At 42.8% G+C, this 20426-nt stretch carries 18 protein-coding genes; 1 reads left to right on the forward strand and 17 read right to left on the reverse strand.

The window, feature by feature from the left end; translation table 11 throughout:
• Positions 1-256 precede the first annotated feature (256 nt).
• From OCV72_RS15365 to OCV72_RS15435, 15 genes are all read right to left on the reverse strand, one after another.
• Complete coding sequence (locus tag OCV72_RS15365; RefSeq protein ID WP_081021090.1) at positions 257-1183, reverse strand: CvpA family protein; 927 nt, start codon at positions 1181-1183, stop codon at positions 257-259.
• Positions 1184-1198: 15 nt separating this feature from the next.
• A complete protein-coding gene (locus OCV72_RS15370) occupies positions 1199-2455 on the reverse strand; it encodes a DUF5711 family protein (protein WP_055284698.1) in 1257 nt (418 codons plus the stop codon).
• A 63-nt stretch (positions 2456-2518) separates the two neighbouring features.
• Positions 2519-3577 (reverse strand): LysM peptidoglycan-binding domain-containing protein, encoded by a 1059-nt coding sequence (locus OCV72_RS15375; RefSeq protein WP_055284700.1) that lies wholly within the window; start codon positions 3575-3577, stop codon positions 2519-2521.
• Between the two features lie 219 nt (positions 3578-3796).
• Positions 3797-4540, reverse strand: coding sequence for a DeoR/GlpR family DNA-binding transcription regulator (locus OCV72_RS15380; RefSeq protein ID WP_055284702.1), 744 nt, complete (start codon positions 4538-4540; stop codon positions 3797-3799).
• A gap of 8 nt (positions 4541-4548) precedes the next feature.
• Complete coding sequence (locus tag OCV72_RS15385; RefSeq protein ID WP_028087635.1) at positions 4549-4806, reverse strand: HPr family phosphocarrier protein; 258 nt, start codon at positions 4804-4806, stop codon at positions 4549-4551.
• Positions 4807-4910: 104 nt separating this feature from the next.
• The gene (locus OCV72_RS15390; RefSeq protein ID WP_055284704.1) at positions 4911-6839 is read right to left on the reverse strand and encodes a PTS fructose transporter subunit IIABC; all 1929 of its coding nucleotides are present in this window, start codon (positions 6837-6839) and stop codon (positions 4911-4913) included.
• Between the two features lie 58 nt (positions 6840-6897).
• Entirely contained in the window at positions 6898-7803 is a 906-nt protein-coding gene (pfkB, locus tag OCV72_RS15395; protein WP_055284706.1) for a 1-phosphofructokinase, read from the reverse strand.
• A 214-nt stretch (positions 7804-8017) separates the two neighbouring features.
• Positions 8018-8959, reverse strand: coding sequence for a transketolase family protein (locus OCV72_RS15400; protein WP_055284708.1), 942 nt, complete (start codon positions 8957-8959; stop codon positions 8018-8020).
• Positions 8947-9783 carry a transketolase gene (locus tag OCV72_RS15405; RefSeq protein WP_055284710.1) on the reverse strand — a complete coding sequence of 279 codons (837 nt, stop codon included), beginning with the start codon at positions 9781-9783 and terminating at the stop codon, positions 8947-8949. Before OCV72_RS15405 ends, OCV72_RS15400 begins: the two co-directional genes overlap by 13 nt.
• A 42-nt stretch (positions 9784-9825) precedes the next feature.
• A complete protein-coding gene (gene fsa, locus OCV72_RS15410) occupies positions 9826-10479 on the reverse strand; it encodes a fructose-6-phosphate aldolase (RefSeq protein WP_006427473.1) in 654 nt (217 codons plus the stop codon).
• A gap of 305 nt (positions 10480-10784) precedes the next feature.
• Complete coding sequence (locus tag OCV72_RS15415; RefSeq protein WP_055284712.1) at positions 10785-11885, reverse strand: LacI family DNA-binding transcriptional regulator; 1101 nt, start codon at positions 11883-11885, stop codon at positions 10785-10787.
• A 28-nt stretch (positions 11886-11913) separates the two neighbouring features.
• Entirely contained in the window at positions 11914-12510 is a 597-nt protein-coding gene (recR, locus tag OCV72_RS15420; RefSeq protein WP_028087642.1) for a recombination mediator RecR, read from the reverse strand.
• A gap of 44 nt (positions 12511-12554) precedes the next feature.
• Positions 12555-12908, reverse strand: coding sequence for a YbaB/EbfC family nucleoid-associated protein (locus OCV72_RS15425; protein ID WP_006427477.1), 354 nt, complete (start codon positions 12906-12908; stop codon positions 12555-12557).
• A gap of 12 nt (positions 12909-12920) precedes the next feature.
• On the reverse strand, positions 12921-14492 hold the full coding sequence (gene dnaX, locus OCV72_RS15430) for a DNA polymerase III subunit gamma/tau (protein WP_055284714.1): 1572 nt from the start codon (positions 14490-14492) through the stop codon (positions 12921-12923).
• 46 nt (positions 14493-14538) lie between these two features.
• Complete coding sequence (locus tag OCV72_RS15435; protein WP_055284716.1) at positions 14539-15615, reverse strand: 6-phosphofructokinase; 1077 nt, start codon at positions 15613-15615, stop codon at positions 14539-14541.
• A gap of 262 nt (positions 15616-15877) precedes the next feature.
• On the opposite strand from OCV72_RS15435, the gene map reads away from it, so the two are divergent.
• Positions 15878-16687, forward strand: a complete 810-nt coding sequence (map, locus tag OCV72_RS15440; protein ID WP_028087646.1) for a type I methionyl aminopeptidase — start codon at positions 15878-15880, stop codon at positions 16685-16687.
• Positions 16688-16929: 242 nt separating this feature from the next.
• Here map and OCV72_RS15445 read toward each other — a convergent pair whose 3' ends face one another.
• Both OCV72_RS15445 and OCV72_RS15450 read right to left on the reverse strand, forming a co-directional pair.
• Complete coding sequence (locus OCV72_RS15445) at positions 16930-18153, reverse strand: IS256 family transposase (protein ID WP_390607495.1); 1224 nt, start codon at positions 18151-18153, stop codon at positions 16930-16932.
• A 187-nt stretch (positions 18154-18340) separates the two neighbouring features.
• Entirely contained in the window at positions 18341-20410 is a 2070-nt protein-coding gene (locus OCV72_RS15450) for a glycoside hydrolase family 13 protein (RefSeq protein WP_055284720.1), read from the reverse strand.
• Between the last annotated feature and the right edge of the window lie 16 nt (positions 20411-20426).

Consider the following 20426-nt stretch of genomic DNA (forward strand, 5'->3'; position numbering starts at 1 on the left):
GCTTCGACTCTGTTACCTCACGGCCTTGTCTAACGCGACAGCTAGATTAATATACCACAAGGGCGTTTGAATTGTCAACGTTGTTTTTATATTTTCTTCAATTTAGACAATTCAGATAATTTAACTTCTATTCTCCCTCCTTCTATAGACATATTTACAAGAAGATTATCTCTGCAGACATGACAATTCAAAAAAATAAGACCAGGAATATTCTCCCTGATCTCATTTCCCATACAGACAAAAAGCTATATCCATATTAAATCAATTTCACTGCCATCCTCATGACCGGATTGCAATCATATATCAATTTCAGAATGGAATTGTTCTGTACCATTTCATAGATTTCTTTTCCGACAGCCGTCGTATACATTAATGTCACAATCATAAACAGGATCCACACAATGATAAGTGCAATTCCGATTCCAAGTGCACCGCCTGCTAGATGATTAAAGAAACCGATTACCGGTAGTTCTGATACAATATCCAAGGCAAACACAACCGCTCTTATAATTACCGTCACCACAATAAACGTAAGTATGAATGCTATAATATTGATCACCAGTCTGGCAACATAGGCCCCTATATATTGCGGAAATGTTTTAACGCCCAATTCATCATACATTTCTTTATTATTGTTTTTAAGCAACAGATTTTTGAATACCTCCGGTATATCTGCAGACTTAATCATTGTCTCCTGCAGACTTTCTGGTATATCTGCATTTTCTATAACATTTTCTACACTGCTGCCACTTCCACCGGTAAGACCATCTAGCACATTTGCAGAGATTCCATACTTCGCAAGATCAGAACTGTCGATCTTTCCATTTACAATATCTGAAATCGAGATTCCATACCGGTTCAACATCTCTTCACTGACACCTGCTGCCTTCAAAGCCTTCTTTACCGCTGCTTCATTCAGCCCTTGTCCGGATACAGTACCTCCTCCGGTAATTGCCGAAGTCGCCGCATCTGCCATCGTACTGACTACTTTCTGCTTTATCATATCATCCAGCGGCGTATATTTCTCTACTGCCTGAGACACATACGGCGTTGCAAAGAAAACAATCACAAACGTGACAATTGTTGCGATCAACGATACCATAATCCGGATTGCACCTCTGACCAGTCCCGTTATGATACAGATCAGAAACACGATCCCTATGGATATTTCCAGCCAATTCATATGCATACTTTCTCCTTATTTTACAAGACGGATTTTTTCCATTCCATTCGCACTCAACACAATATACTGGTTCACCCCTCCAACCGGGAATATTTCCTGTATGTTATTATCCATCCTGCCTTTGAACTTCTGTACACCATTTTTCATAAATATACTGCATGTTTTTCCGTCATACATAATCACCTGATCATCACATAATTTCACATGATTATAATCACCGGTGAATTCTTTCGACAGCACGACTTTTCCGGTCTTATTGTATAACCTGAGCTCATAACCGCCCTTTCCCTGATTCTTTAGGATCAGACCGATATATTTCTCATTATGAAATACACTTTTTATCTCCTTATCCATGGTTATCTTTACAGCTTGTTTCGGAATGTCTTTTCCGGTATAGATCACCATAGCATTGTCACCGATTGCCGTCGATGTATTCTCATCCACAAAAAATCCGGATGCCATAATTGTGTTCTTGTAGCTCTTTTTAGCAACCTGATGATCTGTCTTATCTTTTCCCGCATCTCCAAAGTTATAGTAATGTAATCTGCCCTCGATCCGGCCATCCTGCGTATAAAGATACAGCACCTGCATCAACTGACCATTTGCAGACAGAGCCACATCCACCGGATATCCGCTTCCTGCAAGTGAGGTCTTATGCTCTACCAATATGTTTCCTGCCGTATCATAACAGATTACTTTCATTGCTGTATCACTTTTTAATATTGCACTTACAATTCCCTGTTCCGATACACTGACTTTTTCAATCGGCATCGTCGTATGCACTTCACCTTTCAGGCCATCTTCCTGAAAAACCAGAATATCATTGCCTTCTTTGTCCGCAACCGCTGCCGACTTTTCTGTAATATCTATCATTGGATTCTTTATCTGATAGGATTGATTCCACTTCTCTTTTCCGGTCTGGCTCAGATACGAAATACCATCTTTACTATATTTCAATACACCGTCCGAAAACTGTACATAATTATTGTCCGATGCACTCTCACCAACATAGGTATCACTGATCCGGACCTTGGTATATGTCTGTAGATTGATCAGCAGATATATCAACACGCCCACTGCAGCCACTATCGCAATACCAACCATCATCTTTTTCTGTTTCTTTTTTTTTCTTTTCATCAACTCTTCCCGGACTTCTTTCTCCGGCATCCCATCTTCACTGTTCAGTTCATCCATAATCTCATCTATGATCTTATCCGTGGGATCTTCCGGCTCTCTCACAACATGGAGATTGCTGTTCTTCCTGCGTTCCATCCGTTGGTCATCCTTTCAACGTTTCTTCTGATACTGTGTACCCTAGTATACCACATTTCACATTTATGGGAGTAATAATTTTTGTCCTATATAGATCAGGTTGCCGTCAGACAGCCCATTCATTTTGCAGATTGCCTTCACATGAGACGTATCTCCATATAATTTCTGACTGATTCCCGCAAGTGTTTCGCCTTTCTGTACTACATAAAAATCCTGATCGGAGAGTTGTCCGTCCGATGTTTCTGATGTCGTTGTCCCTTCTGCTTTCTTTACCGTTCCAGACGCTTCTTTTGCATTGTTTTTCGCCGTTTCAGCGGTTTCGGTCCTTGTCTTTGCATCAGCCTGTCCGCCACCGACTGTTTCCGAAAGTGTTTCCAGAGAATTCTGTACCGCTTTCATTTTATCAAAATTATTAACCGTTGTGATCCCAATCACCAATACGATCAGCACAAGCACTGCACTCGTAATATAGGCAAATGCCGAACTCTGATGCTGCTCTTTATATTCCATCTTTTCTCTCACTGCACTACGAAAATTCTTTGCAGCTCGATCCTCAACCACTTCACTGGGGGTTACTCCATTCTCCTTGCGTGTATTGATCATATAGTTCTGCATCTCAGGATTCTTTTCATAATAAATGTAATGCCCTCCGATCTGCATCAGTTCACCAAATTTGTACGCATAAAATATCTCGTCCTGCTCTCTTGCGTTTTTCCACAGGAACAGACTTCCTTCCTGCCCAAATTCTCTTTCCTGTATTTTCTTCACTTCCCGGTTGCGGCTCATCGGATTGCCTTCTTCAACAATTCCCCATCCGACAATATGACTTTCCGGAAAATACTGCGCTGCTTCTTCCATCATATGTTTCATTCCATCTTGTCCGATTTCAAGTTTACCATCCTTTTCCGATAATTCTTGCATCTGTACAGCTCCTGACACAAATACAGCCTTTTCGTCTTCCAGTTCCAGCACTTCTCCCGCCAGAATCACTCCAACCGGCTGTTCTTTCGCTTTTTCTCTTAATTGGTTCAGATATGTATCTACATAATCTTCTACATATATCTTTGGATTGTCACTTACATTTCCTATCTGTCTTACGTTTTTTGGAAGTTGTCTTTCCATGACACAATCACCTCGTCTTATATATTTTTGCCTATGATATCATACAAAATATGCGTATTTTATCAGTTAATGGGACCTGTCCATGGAATTTTCCGATACAATTTTTTATTTCCCGACACACTTCCGGGATTTCAGGCAGCTTTTCTTTCAAATTTTGGTACATAAAAAGAGATTCCCGAATAAATCATTCAGGAATCCCTATCTTATTATATTCTGTTCTTATGATATGACTATAATATTTCCACAGTCCCGGTATCCTTCCGGCATCTGATCTGTAACGATTTTTGCGCCTGCAAACGGAGCAAACGTTACAGAACTCACCTCACCGAACTTAGACTCGTCACATAATACATATTTTTCCTGGCACTGTTCCATCGCAATCTTTTTGACCATTGCTTCACTCGCATCCGGTGTCGTGAACCCTGTTTTCTTAGTCACACCATTGGTACCAAAGAATCCCTTGGTAAAATGATACTTTCTAATCGTCTCCATTGCCTCACTTCCGACAACCGCTTCCGTGGAACTTTTCAGTTCTCCTCCAACCAGTCGTACTTTCACCCCGGACTTTGCCAATTGCTGAGCATGCACTACCGCATTCGTCACAACAGTTACATCTTTATCCCGCAGAAATTCCAGCATATATCCGGTTGTGGTTCCTGCATCAAGATATATATATTCACCTTGTCCGATCAATCTTGCGGCATATTCTGCAATCTGCCGTTTTTCCGATACATGAACGGTTATTTTCTGAGCCACTGTCGGCTCCTGCGGTGTTACCACGTGATCTAATGCGACCGCACCTCCGAACACTTTCACCAGTTTTCCCGCATTATGAAGTGCTGTGATATCTCTGCGCACGGTCGATTCCGATGTATCCAGAAGTTCTTTAACTTCTGTCACGGTAATACTGCCTTCTTTTTCAAGAAGCTTCAATATCTGTTCATAACGCTGTTCTGTAAGCATATGTCCTCCTACAGGTTCTCCTGCATGAATTTGCTTACTGCTTCGCAAGCTGCTTCTTCATCAGCACCTTCAAATGTAAATGTTACTTCATGGTCTTTCTTAGCACCAAGTCCCATAAGGCCGAAGATCTTCTTGCAGTCAGCTTTCTTTCCTTCTTTTTCGATCATCACTGATGATTCGAAAGATTTTGCAAGTTTCACCAGTTCTCCTGCCGGACGAGCGTGGATTCCTTCGTTATCTGTGATTACATACTTAAATTCTTTCATTCTTCATACCTCCATAGAATATTACATTTGGTGATTTTCATTCTATTCATTTTTTACAGGTCTGTCAACATCTCTGCGGACAAACCTGTATTTTACTATTATTTTTATATAATTTTCTTTTTGAGTACTCCGAGTAATACCGCTGAAATTACAGTTCCTGCTACCAGTGCCACCAGATACATGATTGCATTTCCCACTACAGGGAATACGAAGATTCCACCGTGCGGTGCCATCAGTGTACATCCAAATGCCATAGACAGTGCTCCGGCTGCCGCAGAACCGACAATGCAGGCCGGCAGTACGTGAAGCGGATCTGCTGCCGCATATGGAATCGCTCCTTCGGTAATAAATGCGAGTCCCATAATGAAGTTTGTCGGTCCTGCTTCTCTTTCTGATTTTGTAAATTTGTCTTTAAATAATAATGTTGCAAGTGCAATTGCACATGGAGGGGTCATTCCTCCGATCATAACAGCTGCCATGATATCATAATTTCCTGCTGCGATTGCGGCTGTACCGAACACATATGCCGCCTTATTGAACGGGCCTCCCATATCAATCGCCATCATTCCGCCAAGGATCAGACCAAGCACAAGCTTGCTTGAGCCACCCATTCCGGTCAGTCCGTTGTTCAGTGCAGTATTGATCGCTCCCATGACCGGCTCAATCGCAAAGTTCATAAGAAGGCCGATTCCAAGAATTCCGGCTACCGGATAGATCAGAACCGGTGCAATCTTTTCCAGTGCATCCGGAAGCTTGTCACACAGTTTTCTAAGAAGAAGAATCAGATATCCGGACACAAAACCAGCTACCAGCGCTCCGAGGAATCCGGATTTTCCGTTTGCTGCGATAACTCCGCCTACAAATCCAACCGCAAGTGCCGGTCTGTCTCCGATTGCTTCACCTATATATCCCGCAAGTACCGGAAGCATCAATCCAAATGCAAGTCCGCCGATCGTCTTAAGCTGCGCCGCTACCGGTGTAATAGTACCAAAGTTAGCTCTATCTGCTTTTGCCAATGCATTCATATCTACGCAAAGTCCGTCGATCAAAAATGCCAGTGCGATCAGAATACCACCGCCGACTACGAACGGAAGCATATGGGATACACCATTCATCAACTGTGTGTAAATCTGATGTCCGACGCTGCCGGATGATCTTCCACCTTTACTTTCCTGCACTTCTGCTCCATTTGCCGCATGATATACCGGAACGTCCCCGCTGATCACACGGTCAACCAGTTCACCTGCTTTACTGATACCATCAGACACCTGGCAGACAATGACTTTCTTTCCGTCAAAACGATCCATCGGAACCTGTGCATCTGCAGCTACGATAATTCCATCTGCTTCTTCGATTTCTTTTGAAGTCAGTACATTTTTCGCTCCGCCGGAACCTCTTGTCTCCACTTTTACTGCACAATCTTTTGCTTTTGCAGCTTTTTCAATTCCTTCAGCCGCCATATACGTATGTGCAATTCCGGTCGGGCAGGATGTGACTGCAAGAATCTTAACCTTTCCTCTGGTCTCTTCTTCTGCTGCCGTTCCTTCTCCCGCAAGTCTTTCATCAATTCCTGCTTCTTTTTCATCGGCATCATTGATGATACCCATAAATTCTTCTACTGTCTCCGCATTTCTCAAAGCCTCTGTAAATTCTTCATTCATCAGAAGAACAGATAACTTACTCAATACATCCAGATGGATATTGTCTTCTGTATTCGGTGCTGCGATCAGGAACATCAGTGTAACAGGCTCCCCATCCAGCGAATTAAAATCCACACCATCCTTAACTACCATTGCTGCCAGTCCCGGTTTTGTTACCGCATCGCATTTTCCATGCGGAATGGCGATTCCTTCTCCGATTCCTGTCGTACTTTCTTCTTCTCTTGCATATACCTGCTTTCTATATGCTTCTTTATCATTGATCTTTTCGCTCTTTACCATGAGATCAACGATCTGGTCGAGTGCTTCGTTTTTGCTCTTTGGCGATGCATTCAAAAGAATACTTCTTGCATCCAGCAAATCTGTGATTCTCATATAATTTTCCCTCCTGTTGATAAATCGTTTTCTTTGTAACACTTTTCTCTTTTATGCCTTACACCAGCTGTTTATATACTTCTTCTACTTCCGGTCTGGTTGCCAGATATTCGGAAAATGCACTTGCGCTTCCTGTTGCGACTCCCATACGGAAAGCATGCTCATAATCCTGCTTTTCCATCCAGCCTGTCATGAAACCTGCCACCATGGAATCTCCGGCTCCTACACCATTGACCAATGTTCCTTTCGGCGCCGGCGAACTATATACTTCTCCATTTTCCGCAATCAGCACCGCACCTTCTCCCGCCATCGAGATCAGCACATTTCTGGCTCCTTTTTCCTGAAGCTTTCTTCCATAAGGAATGACGTCCTCTCTCGTCTTAAGTGTCACTTCGAAGATCTCACCAAGCTCATGATTATTTGGTTTTATCAGAAACGGACGATACTCCAGTACATTCATAAGAAGATCTCTTGTTGCATCCACAACGATCATGATGCCTTTATCTTTCAACTCTTTCATGATTCTGCTATAGATATCGTCTGGCATAGATGCCGGGATACTTCCTGCAAGGAATAAGACATCGCCTTCTTTCATCGTATTCAGACGCTTCATCAATTCTTCTACTTTCTCTTTCGGAATCTTTGGACCACTTCCATTAATTTCTGTTCCGTCAATGGATTTCAGTTTCAAATTGATTCTTGATATTCCTTCTTCAATCTGAATGAAATCAGATGCTACACCTTCTTCTTCCAATCGTCTTGCAATTTCTTTTCCCGTAAATCCGGCCATAAATCCAAGTGCCGTACTTTGGATTCCAAGATTCTTAAGCACGATAGAAACATTAATCCCTTTTCCACCCGGAAGCATGAGTTCTGAGCTTGTACGGTTTGTAAGTCCGAGTTTAAAATCGTCCACTGAAACGATGTAATCCAACGATGGATTAAACGTAACTGTATAAATCATATTTCTTACTCCTTTCAACTTGTTGAGTTCATTATATCGTCAAATTCAGTCATTTTCAATCACATTAGTTCACAAATATTTTGACTGTTTTTGGTTGATTTTGCACAAACAAAGAGCGAATCTGACCGTTTTTAATTGCTTACCGCAAAAAAGCTGCCGCCCAACGAAATCTCTTTCGTTAAAGCGACAGCCTCTGACTATCCGTTCTATATTATTATTTTACGAATGCTTTTACTTTTGCATAAATGCTGTCTGCGTCAAGACCGTATTTCTTAATCAGTTCTACAGCCGGACCAGACTCACCAAATGTATCATTTACACCAATCTTCATTACTTTAGCCGGTGCTTTCTCTGCAACTACATCACATACAGCACTTCCAAGTCCGCCGATAACAGAGTGTTCTTCAACTGTTACGATCTTTCCTGTCTTAGCTGCTGCTGCAACAACCGCTGCTTCATCCAACGGTTTGATCGTGTGCATATTGATCACTTCTGCACTGATTCCGTCTGCTGCGAGCTTCTCTGCTGCTGCGAGGGATTCAGATACCTCAAGACCTGTTGCGATGATTGTTACATCAGTACCTTCACGAAGTGTGATGGCTTTACCAATCTCGAATTTGTATTCTGCATTATCATTGATAACCGGAACTGCAAGTCTTCCGAAACGGAGATATACAGGACCTACGTGCTCATAAGCTGCTTTTACAGCTGCTTTTGCTTCTACATCATCGGAAGGATTGATCACGATCATTCCAGGAATTGTTCTCATAAGAGCAATATCTTCGTTACACTGATGTGTAGCACCGTCTTCTCCAACAGAGATTCCGGCATGTGTAGCACCGATCTTAACGTTTAATTTTGGATATCCGACTGAGTTGCGAACCTGCTCAAATGCACGTCCTGCTGCAAACATAGCAAATGAACTTGCAAACGGAACTTTTCCTGTGGCAGCGATACCTGCTGCAACTCCGATCATGTTACACTCAGCGATTCCACAGTCAATGTGACGTTCCGGGAAAGCTTTTTTGAACATTCCCGTCTTGGTAGCTTCTGCAAGGTCAGCGTCTAACACTACCAGATCTTCATGTTCTTTTCCTAATTCTACCAAAGCATTACCGTAGCTTTCTCTTGTTGCTATTTTCTTTACTTCTGACATAATGCTTCACCTGCTTTCTCTAATTCTTCCATTGCCTGTGCATACTGCTCATCATTAGGAGCTTTTCCATGCCATCCGGCCTGGTCTTCCATGAAGGAAACTCCTTTTCCTTTGATTGTCTTTGCAATAATTGCAGTCGGCATTCCCTTTGTCTTGCGAGCCTCTTTGAAAGCTGCTTCGATCTGGTCAAAGTCATTTCCATCAATATTGATCACATGGAAGTTAAATGCCTCGAATTTCTTATCGATCGGATATGGAGAGTTAACGTCTGTAATCTTTCCATCGATCTGAAGGTTGTTATTGTCAACGATCACTACCAGGTTGTCCAGCTTTCTGTGTCCTGCTAACATAGAAGCTTCCCATACCTGTCCTTCCTGGATCTCACCGTCTCCGAGAAGTGTGTATACTCTGTAATCATCATCTGAAAGCTTAGCTGAAATAGCCATTCCTACTGCAGCTGAGATGCCCTGTCCAAGAGATCCACTTGACATATCAACACCTGGGATGTGTTTCATATCCGGATGTCCCTGAAGGTATGATCCAACTTTACGAAGAGTTGTCAGATCTTCAACCGGGAAGAATCCTCTGTGTGCCAGTGTTGAATAATATCCTGGTGCTGTGTGTCCTTTTGATAATACAAAACGGTCACGGTCTGCTTTCTTAGGATCCTTAGGATCAATATTCATCTCTTCAAAATACAGATATGTATAAATGTCTGCTGCTGACAGTGATCCACCCGGATGTCCGGATTTTGCACTGTGAACTGCAGTAACGATGCCCTTGCGGACTTCGTTGGCTGTCTTCATAAGCTCTAATTTGTTCATGTTGTTCCTCCTGAATCATTTATATGATAGCTTTACTTATTCTTATTCTCCGAATACTGCTTTATAATCAGCCTGGAATTTCTCGATTCCTGCATCTGTTAATGGATGATGTGTCATCTGCTCGATTACTTTGTAAGGTACAGTTGCGATATCAGCACCTGCCAATGCACAGTCTGTTACGTGGATTGGGTTACGTACGCTTGCTGCGATGATCTCTGTATCGATTCCTGCAACTTCGAAGATCTGTGCGATCTCTGAGATTAAGTCTACTCCTCTTGTAGAGATATCGTCCAGACGTCCAAGGAATGGTGATACATATGTAGCGCCGGCTCTTGCTGCAAGAAGTGCCTGGTTCGCATTGAAGATCAGTGTTACGTTTGTCTTGATTCCTTCAGCTGTAAGAACTTTTACTGCTTTTAATCCTTCTACTGTCATAGGGATCTTAACTACCATGTTAGGATGGATCTTAGCGATCTCTCTTCCTTCAGCGATCATGCCTTCAGCATCTGTTGTTGTTGCCTTTACTTCTCCACTGATTGGTCCGTCTACGATAGAAGCGATCTCAGCAATAACTTCTTCGAATACTTTACCTTCTTTTGCGATCAGAGATGGGTTTGTTGTTACTCCACAGATAACTCCCATGTCATTTGCTTTCTTAATATCTTCTACGTTCGCTGTGTCAATGAAAAATTTCATGTTATTCTTCCTCCTTAAAACCGGTGAAATCTGTTCACCATTCCCTTGTTATCGTTTGATATAAATTATACTCTATTCATGGAACTCCGGTCAATAGCCATGATTTTTTATTAATAATTTTCTTTATTAATATTTTCAAATTATTAATTGAACTTTTTTAAAATTTTTGATGGAAATGTTAACATTATTTTTGATTTTTTCTTTTTATTATCGATTTTCACGCATTTATAAGGGGCATTAACATCTAACATGTATTTTCAGTTTGTAAAATTGAATAATTATTAATAATAATTTTCGCAAAAGAATTAATTTTTCTTTTTTCGTGCATTTTTTGCATACGTTGTTGTTCCACGGACGATCAGCTGCGGTTCATATTCCACATGATAGGTACTGATCGGTGCTGTTTCCATATTCGCTGAATGATGTGATGCTATCTTCTTCATTATAATATCACATGCATCCCTTCCTTTAAAAGTCACAAAATGCTCGATCGTCGTCAGATTCATGTTATGCATTCTGGCAAACAGTGTGTTATCACATCCCATCACGGACACATCGGCCGGCACTTTTATCTTTGCCTCATGAAGTGCATCCATGACTCCAAATGCAATCATGTCATTTAATCCGACAATTGCTGTCACATCTGTCGTTTCATTCAACAACTCTTTCGTCAGTTCATATCCGATCTTATATTCGGAATCAATATGTGCCACATCAAGATCAATCTCTTCTTTTGCCGCCTTGATGATCACCTGGTCTCGCAGACCGGCTTTTTCATACTCTTTCAGGAAACCTTCCACCCGTTTTGAACGTTGTTTCTGTCTTGCTGTCAATGGCGGTGCTATATATGCAACCTTTCTGTGACCTAATTCCAGCAGATGCTTCGCCATCACTCTTCCAAGTTTTGAATTATCAAGTTCCACTGCATCTACATTCATCTTTTCATTCTGGTTATTTACGATCGCAACCGGTATCTGTTCTGCAATCTCTCCCACCAGATCCATAAAGCAATGGCTCGGATTACAGGTGTAGATAATCCCCAGCGGCCGTAACTGCCACATCATTTTCAGATAGCGTTCTTCCATCCGGAGATCTCTCTGTGTATTACATACAAAAAGACCAAATCCTTTTTCTTTTGCATGCGCCTCGATTCCCTGCAGCAGCATAACATAATACGGATTCGTCAGATTGGGGCAAAATACAACCAGAAGTTTCTCTCTTTTTGTCCCCTTCCTCGTTTTCCGTTTCGGCGGGACGTATCCCAGCTCTTTTGCAGCATTTTCTACTTTTTCCACAGTTTCTTTGGCAAATGACACATCATATTTTTTGTTCAGGATCATAGAAACCGTAGATTGTGATACTCCGGCAGCATGGGCAATATCTGTTGATGTAACCTTTTTCTTCATTCTCTCACCTCTGGCTGGGACAAACGCTCTACAGTTCTGTCCTTCCTTCAAGCGCCCGGAGAAGCGTCACTTCATCGATATACTCCAGATCTCCTCCGACCGGAACACCGCTTGCAATTCTGCTTACTTTAATTCCCGTCGGTTTGATCAGCTTACTGATATACATCGCTGTAGTCTCACCTTCCAGACTCGAATTCGTTGCAATGATCACTTCTTTTACATCTCCCTGCAGACGCCCGATCAGTTCCTTTAATTTGATATCTTCCGGACCTATCCCAAGCATCGGAGAGATTGCACCATGAAGCACATGATACACACCATTATATTTCCCTGTCTTTTCATATGCCGCAAGATCTCTTGTATTCTCAACCACCATGATCGTCTGATGATCACGGTTACTGTTACTGCAGATCGGGCACAGTTCCTGATCGGTAAGTGTATAACATTCTTTGCAATATTTTATATTCTCTCTGGCTTCCACCATCGTAGAAGCCAGTCTTTTTACATCATCAACCGGCATATGGATCAGATGGAACGCAAGTCTTGCCGCAGATTTTGCTCCGATTCCCGGAAGGCATGACAGTTCCTCAATCAATTTGCTCATCTGATTACTGTAATAATCCATAATTTTTTAACTCCCTGTAAGAATCATTCTTTCCGGATCTTCTCTTAGAATAATCCCGGCATTCCGCCGCCCATGCCGCCGGTGAACTTAGACATTGCAGAAGTTGTCTCTGCGTCTACTTTCTCCAGTGCTTCATTGACTGCTGCCACAAGCAGATCTTCCAGCATCTCTACATCATCCGGATCTACTACTTCTTCATCCAGTTTTACTTTTAATATCTTCTTGCTTCCGGATACAGTTACTTCAACAGCACCGCCGCCTGCAGTTGCACTGAATTCTTTTGTCTCCATTTCCTTTGCCTGTTCTTCCATCTGACGCTGCATCTTCTGTGCCTGTTTCATCAGATTTGCCATATTTCCCGGCATCCCGCCTCCTGGGAATCCTCCTCTTTTTGCCATGATAATATCCTCCTATTCGTCTTCTACAGTAATTTCCATATTGATCAGGTTCTCCAGATCCACAAAGTGATCCTCGAATCTGCGTCCTGCCTCCATCTGGCGGACGTCTATCTCTACTTTTTTACCGATCTTCTGCTCGATCAACGACTGGATCTCTTCTTTGTGATCCGGCGTCGCAACTGCACTGGCACTCAGTTCATCCGGCAGCACGATCAGAAGCCGGTTGCCTTCTCCGGCACTTAATCTCGCTTTTTTCAGATATGTGCGGAGCATCGGGGAAGCCTCATTGATGATCATCCGGAAATCTTTTGCCACCGCTTTCACGTCTTCATTTAATGCCTGCGGAAGTTCCGGTTTCGGCTTCGGTGCCGCTGCTTCTTTTGCATCGGATGCATACACAACACGCTCCCTGACCGGTGCTTCCCACGCTCCGTCCTCCAGCTGTTTTTCAATCGCACGGATGCGGTCCAGCAGGGCGTCCTTATTCTGATCCATTGCCGGACGGCATAATTTGATCAGGGTTACTTCCAGCAGAACCCTCTTCTGTGTCGCATATTTCAACTGATTCGTCAGATCCGAAAAAATGCGGATGTAGCGGATCAGTGTATCACTGTCAATCATCTGTGCTTCTTCTTTTAACAGTGCCAGATTCTCCGATGATACATCCAGTACATCTTCCATATCATCCGAGCTCTTCACCAGAAGCAGATTCCTCAGATACCATGTGAAATCTGCCGCCAGCTGAGACAATTCTCTTCCCTGCATTACCAGCTCATCTACCGTCTCGATCACCTGATGTACATCCATCGCAAGCAGCTGTCTTAACAGCCGGCTGAATACTTCCGTATCCACCGCTCCCAGCACTTCCAGTACATGATCATATGTCAGTGTCTCATTCATATAGAATGCCGCACACTGATCCAGAAGGCTCAGTGAATCCCTCATAGAGCCATCCGCCATCTTTGCGATATAGCGGACCGCCTTATCTTCCACATCCCATCCTTCTTTATCGATCAGTTCACGCAATCTCGCTGCGATCGTCTCAATGGAAATTCTTTTAAAATCATATCGCTGGCATCGGCTCAAGATCGTAATCGGAATCTTGTGTGCCTCCGTTGTCGCAAGAATAAATATAACATATTCCGGAGGTTCTTCCAATGTTTTTAACAATGCATTGAATGCGCCGATCGACAGCATATGCACCTCATCAATAATATATACTTTATATTTCCCTTCTGTCGGGCGATATGTGACCTCTTCACGGATCTCACGGATGTTATCCACACCATTATTAGATGCCGCATCAATCTCGATCACATTCATCGATGTACCAGCTGCGATCGACCGGCACATTGCACACTCCCCGCACGGGCTTCCATCTACCGGATGTTCGCAGTTGACTGCTTTCGCAAATATCTTCGCAACGGTTGTCTTTCCGGTTCCTCTGGTCCCGCAGAACAAATATGCATGTCCGATACGATCTGCATTAATCTGGTTCTTCAATGTCCGGACGATCGCATCCTGTCCTTTTACATCTTCGAATTCATCCGGACGAAACTTACGGTATAATGCCGTATATGACATTCTTTACACTCCTTGTCTAAATGGAGATCCTGCTCAGTCTCCGCATCTATTCATCACCGAAGCTGATACCAATGGTCTTTGCCTCGTCAATGATCGATGCTTTTGGATCTACATATTTTAGTTTTCCGGCAACTTCTGACAATGGCACGCGGATAATCTCCTGATTTCTGGTCCCTACCATACATCCGAAATCACCTTCCAAAATTGCTCTCGAAGCTTCTGCACCAAGTCTTGTTGCAAGTACACGGTCATATGCACACGGAGAGCCGCCTCTTTGTGTATGTCCGGGAACTGTGATCCTTACTTCTTTATCTGTCTTTTCCTGAATCTTCTCGGCAAGTTCATATGCAACAGAAGGATATTTCTTCTTTGCTTTTTTCTCTTTTAATTCTTTCTTTGAGAGTGCTGCATCTTCTTTTGAAATTGCACCTTCGGCAACAGCAATAATTGTAAATCTCTTCCCTGCTTTGCCGCGTTTTTCAATTGCGTTAACCACTGAATTGATATCGTATGGCATCTCCGGAAGAAGAATAATATCGGCACCACCGGCAATTCCTGCATGAAGTGTGACCCATCCTACTTTATGTCCCATTACTTCCACGATAAATACACGGCTGTGAGATGTCGCTGTTGTATGGATCTTATCAATCGTATCTGTTGCAATATCTACTGCACTCTGGAACCCGAACGTCATATCTGTTCCCCAGAGATCATTATCGATCGTCTTCGGGAGTGTTACCACATTAAGTCCTTCTTCTCTCAGCATATTGGCTGATTTGTGTGTTCCATTCCCTCCCAGAATTACCAGGCAGTCCAGATTCAACTTGTGATATGTGTGTTTCATCGCCTCTACTTTGTCAATTCCGTCCTTATCCGGTACTCTCATCAACTTAAACGGCTGTCTGGATGTTCCCAGGATTGTTCCGCCAAGTGTCAGGATTCCCGAAAAATCTTTTGACGTAAGCATCTTAAAATTCGAATAGATCAAACCCTTATATCCATCCTGAAATCCATAAATCTCTACATCATCCCTTTTTGAAACAAGCCCCTTTACGACGCCTCTCATTGCTGCATTCAGTGCCTGGCAGTCGCCGCCACTTGTAAGCATTCCAATTCTTAACATATATCTGCTCCTTTCTATATTGCCTGTGTATTCGTTTATTCTGCACCATATAGAATTTCCGGTTTAGAAAAGTCCTACCTATGAGCTTACCCACTTTCTGTATACAATACCAGTAAAATTATAACTTATTTTTATGGCCGAGACAATACGAGACAGATGTTTTTTCATCCGGCTCACTCCTGCTGACAAAAATTCCCCTGTCTCTTTTTCCAAAACGTGTTATAATACATGTGGAAAATTTGTGTAGAAAGCAGGTAGTATTGTGGATAAATTAGATATTAAATTATGGACACTTGCGTCCAAAGGTCAGATCGTTCCTGACCGTTCATTACTGAAAACACCAGAACAGATTGAAATGATTAAAAAAAGTGCAGCGTTGAACACCGCAGTTCTCGATCATGTAGCTGCTCATATTCACGCAGGAATGAGCACTGCCGAGATCGATAAACTGGTGTATGATTTTACAACAGAGCATGGCGGGATTCCTGCGCCTCTGAATTATGAAGGATTTCCGAAAAGCGTGTGCACTTCTATCAACAACGTTATCTGCCACGGCATCCCAAGTGAACACGAGATCCTGATCGATGGCGATATCATCAATGTTGATGTATCTACTATCTTAAACGGCTATTTTTCCGATGCATCCCGTATGTTCACGATCGGTGAGGTATCTCCGGAAGCAGAACGCATCGTCCGTGTCACAAAAGAGTGCGTGGAACTCGGCCTCAAAGCCGCAAAACCATGGGGACATCTCGGAGACATTGCTTATGCGATCAATTCCCACGCACAGGAAAACGGATATTCTGTCGTAGAAGAGATCGGCGGTCATGGAATCGGTCTGGAATTCCATGAGGAACCATTTGTAAGTTATGTTACTCCAAAGGGCAGCGAGATGGTTCTGGTCCCAGGTATGATGTTCACGATTGAACCAATGATCAATCAGGGATCTCCGGAATTCTATGTAGATGAAGACAACGGCTGGACCGTTTATACAGATGATGACGGTCTTTCTGCCCAGATTGAATATATGGTTCTTATCAAAGAAGACGGAGTAGAAGTTCTTACAAAATAACACAGAGAACCTGCCGCAGGCAACTCCATTTTTTGCGGTAGTGTAAATTATTCTGTGTAAACCTCTCAGATTGATGATAAAATCGTAGGTTTATAGAATACTAAAATATAATGTGATGGGCTGAATGGCATCTCTTGCTGTTCAGCCCGTTGTCTATTTAGTAGCATGGATTTTATTGCATGTCAAGGGCACCCGATAAAATCGGGTGTTTATTTACCCTTGATATGTAATTGGATCTATGCTTAGTCGATATCCACCGGCTGGATCCGATCCCCAAAATAGATGCATAACTGATCCAGTGTCAGACCCCAGTCCCAAGCCTTTCCGGTCCATTTTTCTGTGACATCCATCATTGCCAGATAGAGTATCTTGAAAAGAGCATCATCCGTCGGAAAAATAGTCTTGGATTTCGTAACCTTGCGTAGCTGGCGATTAAAATTTTCGATGGAATTTGTAGTATATATTAATTTACGTATCTCAGATGGATATTTAAAATATGTGGATAATTGTGTCCAGTTATTTCTCCAGGATCCAATGGAAGCAGGGTACTTTTTACCCCATTTTTCTTCCAGATCATCCAGGGCTGTGAGTGCAAGATCCTCTGTATCTGCTTTGTAAACCAGCTTTAAATCTGCCATAAATGGTCTTAGATCTTTGTAAGAAATAAACTTTGTTGAATAACGGATCTGATGTACAATACACCTCTGGATCTCTGCCTGCGGGAATACTGCATGAATCGCATCCCCGAATCCGGTCAATCCATCCACAGATACGATCATGATATCCTCTACACCTCGGTTTTTTATCTCGTTGAGGACGGACAACCAGTATTTTGCACTTTCATTTCCTCCTACCCACATGCCGAGGACCTCACGTTTTCCGTTCAGTTTAACACCTATAGCAACGTAAACTGCCTTTTTTACCGTTCGATTGTCCTCCCGAACATGGAAATGTACCGCATCCATAAAAACAATGGCATATTTTCTTTCCAGCGGCCGGTTTTGCCATTCTTTTGCGATAGGAAGGATTCGATCTGTCATATGTGATATCATTTCTGCGGATGCATCCACACCGTAAACATCTTTGAGATGAGCGGAGATATCTCTTGTCGTCATTCCTTTTGCATACATAGAAAGTACCTGATCTTCAATGTTTGAGATATCTGTCTGATTCTTTTTCACAATCTGCGGTTCAAAATCTCCCTTTCGATCTCGTGGTATATCCAGATCGATCGTTCCCATTGAAGAGGTAACAGTTTTAGGACTATAACCATTACGGCTATCGTCTGTCTCTTTGTTCTTGTAGTCATACTTGGAATATCCAAGGTGATCATCCATTTCAGCTTCTAACATACCTTGCAGCGTTTCGCCTAACAGGTCTTTCAGCATGTCCTGGATATCCTGAGCATCCTTTGGTTGATAGTGTTCCAACAAGCTGTTGATGAACGCTTTGCGTTCTGGATCCATTTTTCTTCTTCGTGCCATAAAAAAATCCTCCTGAATTGATATTTATTTTAACATCAATCCAAGAGGATATATAGCTCTTTTAGAGTTTACACAGAATTAATTACAGTCTCTTTTTTGCATACTCAGATATTAAAAAAGATTACCGGAAAGGACAGTTCCTTTTCCGGTAATCTTTTTTATCTCCACTCTACAGGATATACAGCCAGTCATGCTCCTCTTCATTCCGCATTCCCAGCACCAATGCCGAATGCGGTCCCATATTTGCAACCACTTCACCATCTTCCACCAGATATTCCTCATACTCTGTTGTATATCCGTCTTTGTAAGAATACAGCAGACGTTTCATACGACATTTCGCCGGAATCTCAGCCTCCCATACAGGAACTTTCACTTCCGTACGTTCGCTGCGGTTATTGATCACAATGACGATCCGGTCATTGCCTTTGAACCTTGCATAAGACAGGACATTCTCTTCTCCGCCAAGAATCTTCAGAGAACCGGTTCTAAGTGCCGGATGCTCTTTGTGGATGCGGATCGCTTCTTTGTGAAACGCAATCAGTTCATGGTCTTCACGTCCCCACGGATAGGTCCTTCTGTTATCCGGATCCGTGAATCCACAGACGCCCGCCTCATCACCATAATATATGGTCGGTGCTCCGACCCATGTCATCTGCATGACGACCGCTTCACGCATAACCGCTTTATTTACATATTCATTTGCAGCTTCCGGTCCCAGATGTTCTACACGGCCAACCATGTGGTTCGTTCTCGTAAGGAATCTCGAATGATCATGGTTCGAAAGTTCGTTCATCGCTACCTGCAGTGAAGGGGTCAGCATATTCGACATATGGTGTGCTATCGACCCGATAAAGTTATCGATGTTACCGAGAAGTTCTTCTCTGGCCTCATCACTGTGCTTTTCCATTCCTGTCAGAAACCATGTGATCGGCTCCATGAATGCATCATAGTTCATGACGGTATCCCACTCGTCACCTTTAAGCCAGTCGCTCGGATCTCCGTAATGTTCCGCAAGGATCAGTGCACTCGGATTCGCATCTTTCACGGCTCTTCTGAATTTCTTCCAGAAATCATGGTTATATTCATTGCTGCGTCCCAGATCTGCTGCCACATCCAGACGCCATCCATCTACATTATACGGCGGTGATACCCATTTCCGCCCGATATATAAGATATAATTTTCCAGCTTTACAGAATCTTCATAATTCAGTTTCGGCAAAGTATCATGTCCCCACCAGCCATCATAATTACCATTATACGGCCAGTTCTCCGGTCCTTCTTTGAAGAAACGGAAGTAGCTTCTGTACGGACTGTCTGCCGATATATAAGCACCCGGTTCATAATCTTTTTCGCCTTCGTATATTCTCTCACGGTCCATCCACTTATTGAAAGAACCGCAATGGTTGAACACGCCGTCCAGAATCACTTTCATACCACGACGGTGTAATTCTTCTACCAGCTTAATGAACAACTCATTACTTGCTTCCAGGTTCTTAAGACCTGTCGTGCGTTTTTTATACTTCGTTGCCTGACTGTTGTCCGTCACACCATCCGGAAGCACCTCACCTCCGTCATCTACGATCTTCCCATAATGCGGATCAATATAATCATAATCCTGGATATCGTATTTATGGTTCGACGGTGACACAAATAATGGATTAAAATATACAACTTCTACACCCAGCTCCTGCAGATAATCAAGTTTATCCATGACTCCCTGCAGATCCCCGCCGTAGAATTCTCTTACACCCATGTTCGCCGGATATTTATCCCAGTTCGTTACTCTCCGGGAATAATCTCCGATATAGTAATACTCGTTCGTCTCTACATCATTTGACTTATCTCCGTTATAAAAGCGGTCTGTAAATATCTGATACATAACCGCTCCCTTTGCCCAGTCCGGTGTGGAAAATCCGGGTACTACAACAAAGTTATAATACTCCAGGATCTCGCGAGAGATTCCACATCGTCCATAATAATATTTTTCTGTTCCTGACTGCACTTCGAAACAATATCTGAAAGGCTCTGCCCCCAGACGCACTTCAAACGTATAATAATCAAATTCTCCCTGTGTGCACTCTTTTTCCATTACATATGTGTCAGCCGATGTCACAAGCCCTACTCTGTCTGCATCATCCTTCGCCGTACGGAACCGGAACGTTACCAGTTCATTCTCCTTCGGTTCAGGGGGATATACATACCCTTCTGTTCCATCGCAAAATAAAGCCGCCTTATTCATATAACTAACACCTCTC

Source organism: Dorea amylophila (assembly GCF_025567265.1).
Taxonomy (GTDB): Bacteria; Bacillota; Clostridia; order Lachnospirales; family Lachnospiraceae; genus Dorea_A; species Dorea_A amylophila.

Bases quoted from the DNA above. Each gene is read 5' to 3' on its own strand.
- OCV72_RS15375 (WP_055284700.1), bottom strand. From the start codon at position 3,577: ATGGAAAGACAACTTCCAAAAAACGTAAGACAGATAGGAAATGTAAGT.
- OCV72_RS15450 (WP_055284720.1), bottom strand. From the start codon at position 20,410: ATGAATAAGGCGGCTTTATTTTGCGATGGAACAGAAGGGTATGTATAT.
- recR (WP_028087642.1), bottom strand. From the start codon at position 12,510: ATGGATTATTACAGTAATCAGATGAGCAAATTGATTGAGGAACTGTCA.
- OCV72_RS15385 (WP_028087635.1), bottom strand. From the start codon at position 4,806: ATGAAAGAATTTAAGTATGTAATCACAGATAACGAAGGAATCCACGCT.
- OCV72_RS15365 (WP_081021090.1), bottom strand. From the start codon at position 1,183: ATGAATTGGCTGGAAATATCCATAGGGATCGTGTTTCTGATCTGTATC.
- OCV72_RS15435 (WP_055284716.1), bottom strand. From the start codon at position 15,615: ATGTTAAGAATTGGAATGCTTACAAGTGGCGGCGACTGCCAGGCACTG.
- OCV72_RS15400 (WP_055284708.1), bottom strand. From the start codon at position 8,959: ATGTCAGAAGTAAAGAAAATAGCAACAAGAGAAAGCTACGGTAATGCT.
- OCV72_RS15415 (WP_055284712.1), bottom strand. From the start codon at position 11,885: ATGAAGAAAAAGGTTACATCAACAGATATTGCCCATGCTGCCGGAGTA.
- fsa (WP_006427473.1), bottom strand. From the start codon at position 10,479: ATGAAATTTTTCATTGACACAGCGAACGTAGAAGATATTAAGAAAGCA.
- OCV72_RS15390 (WP_055284704.1), bottom strand. From the start codon at position 6,839: ATGAGAATCACAGATTTGCTGGATGCAAGAAGTATTCTTTTGAATGCA.
- OCV72_RS15425 (WP_006427477.1), bottom strand. From the start codon at position 12,908: ATGGCAAAAAGAGGAGGATTCCCAGGAGGCGGGATGCCGGGAAATATG.
- pfkB (WP_055284706.1), bottom strand. From the start codon at position 7,803: ATGATTTATACAGTTACGTTTAATCCATCGTTGGATTACATCGTTTCA.
- dnaX (WP_055284714.1), bottom strand. From the start codon at position 14,492: ATGTCATATACGGCATTATACCGTAAGTTTCGTCCGGATGAATTCGAA.
- OCV72_RS15370 (WP_055284698.1), bottom strand. From the start codon at position 2,455: ATGGAACGCAGGAAGAACAGCAATCTCCATGTTGTGAGAGAGCCGGAA.
- OCV72_RS15445 (WP_390607495.1), bottom strand. From the start codon at position 18,153: ATGGATCCAGAACGCAAAGCGTTCATCAACAGCTTGTTGGAACACTAT.
- OCV72_RS15405 (WP_055284710.1), bottom strand. From the start codon at position 9,783: ATGAACAAATTAGAGCTTATGAAGACAGCCAACGAAGTCCGCAAGGGC.
- OCV72_RS15380 (WP_055284702.1), bottom strand. From the start codon at position 4,540: ATGCTTACAGAACAGCGTTATGAACAGATATTGAAGCTTCTTGAAAAA.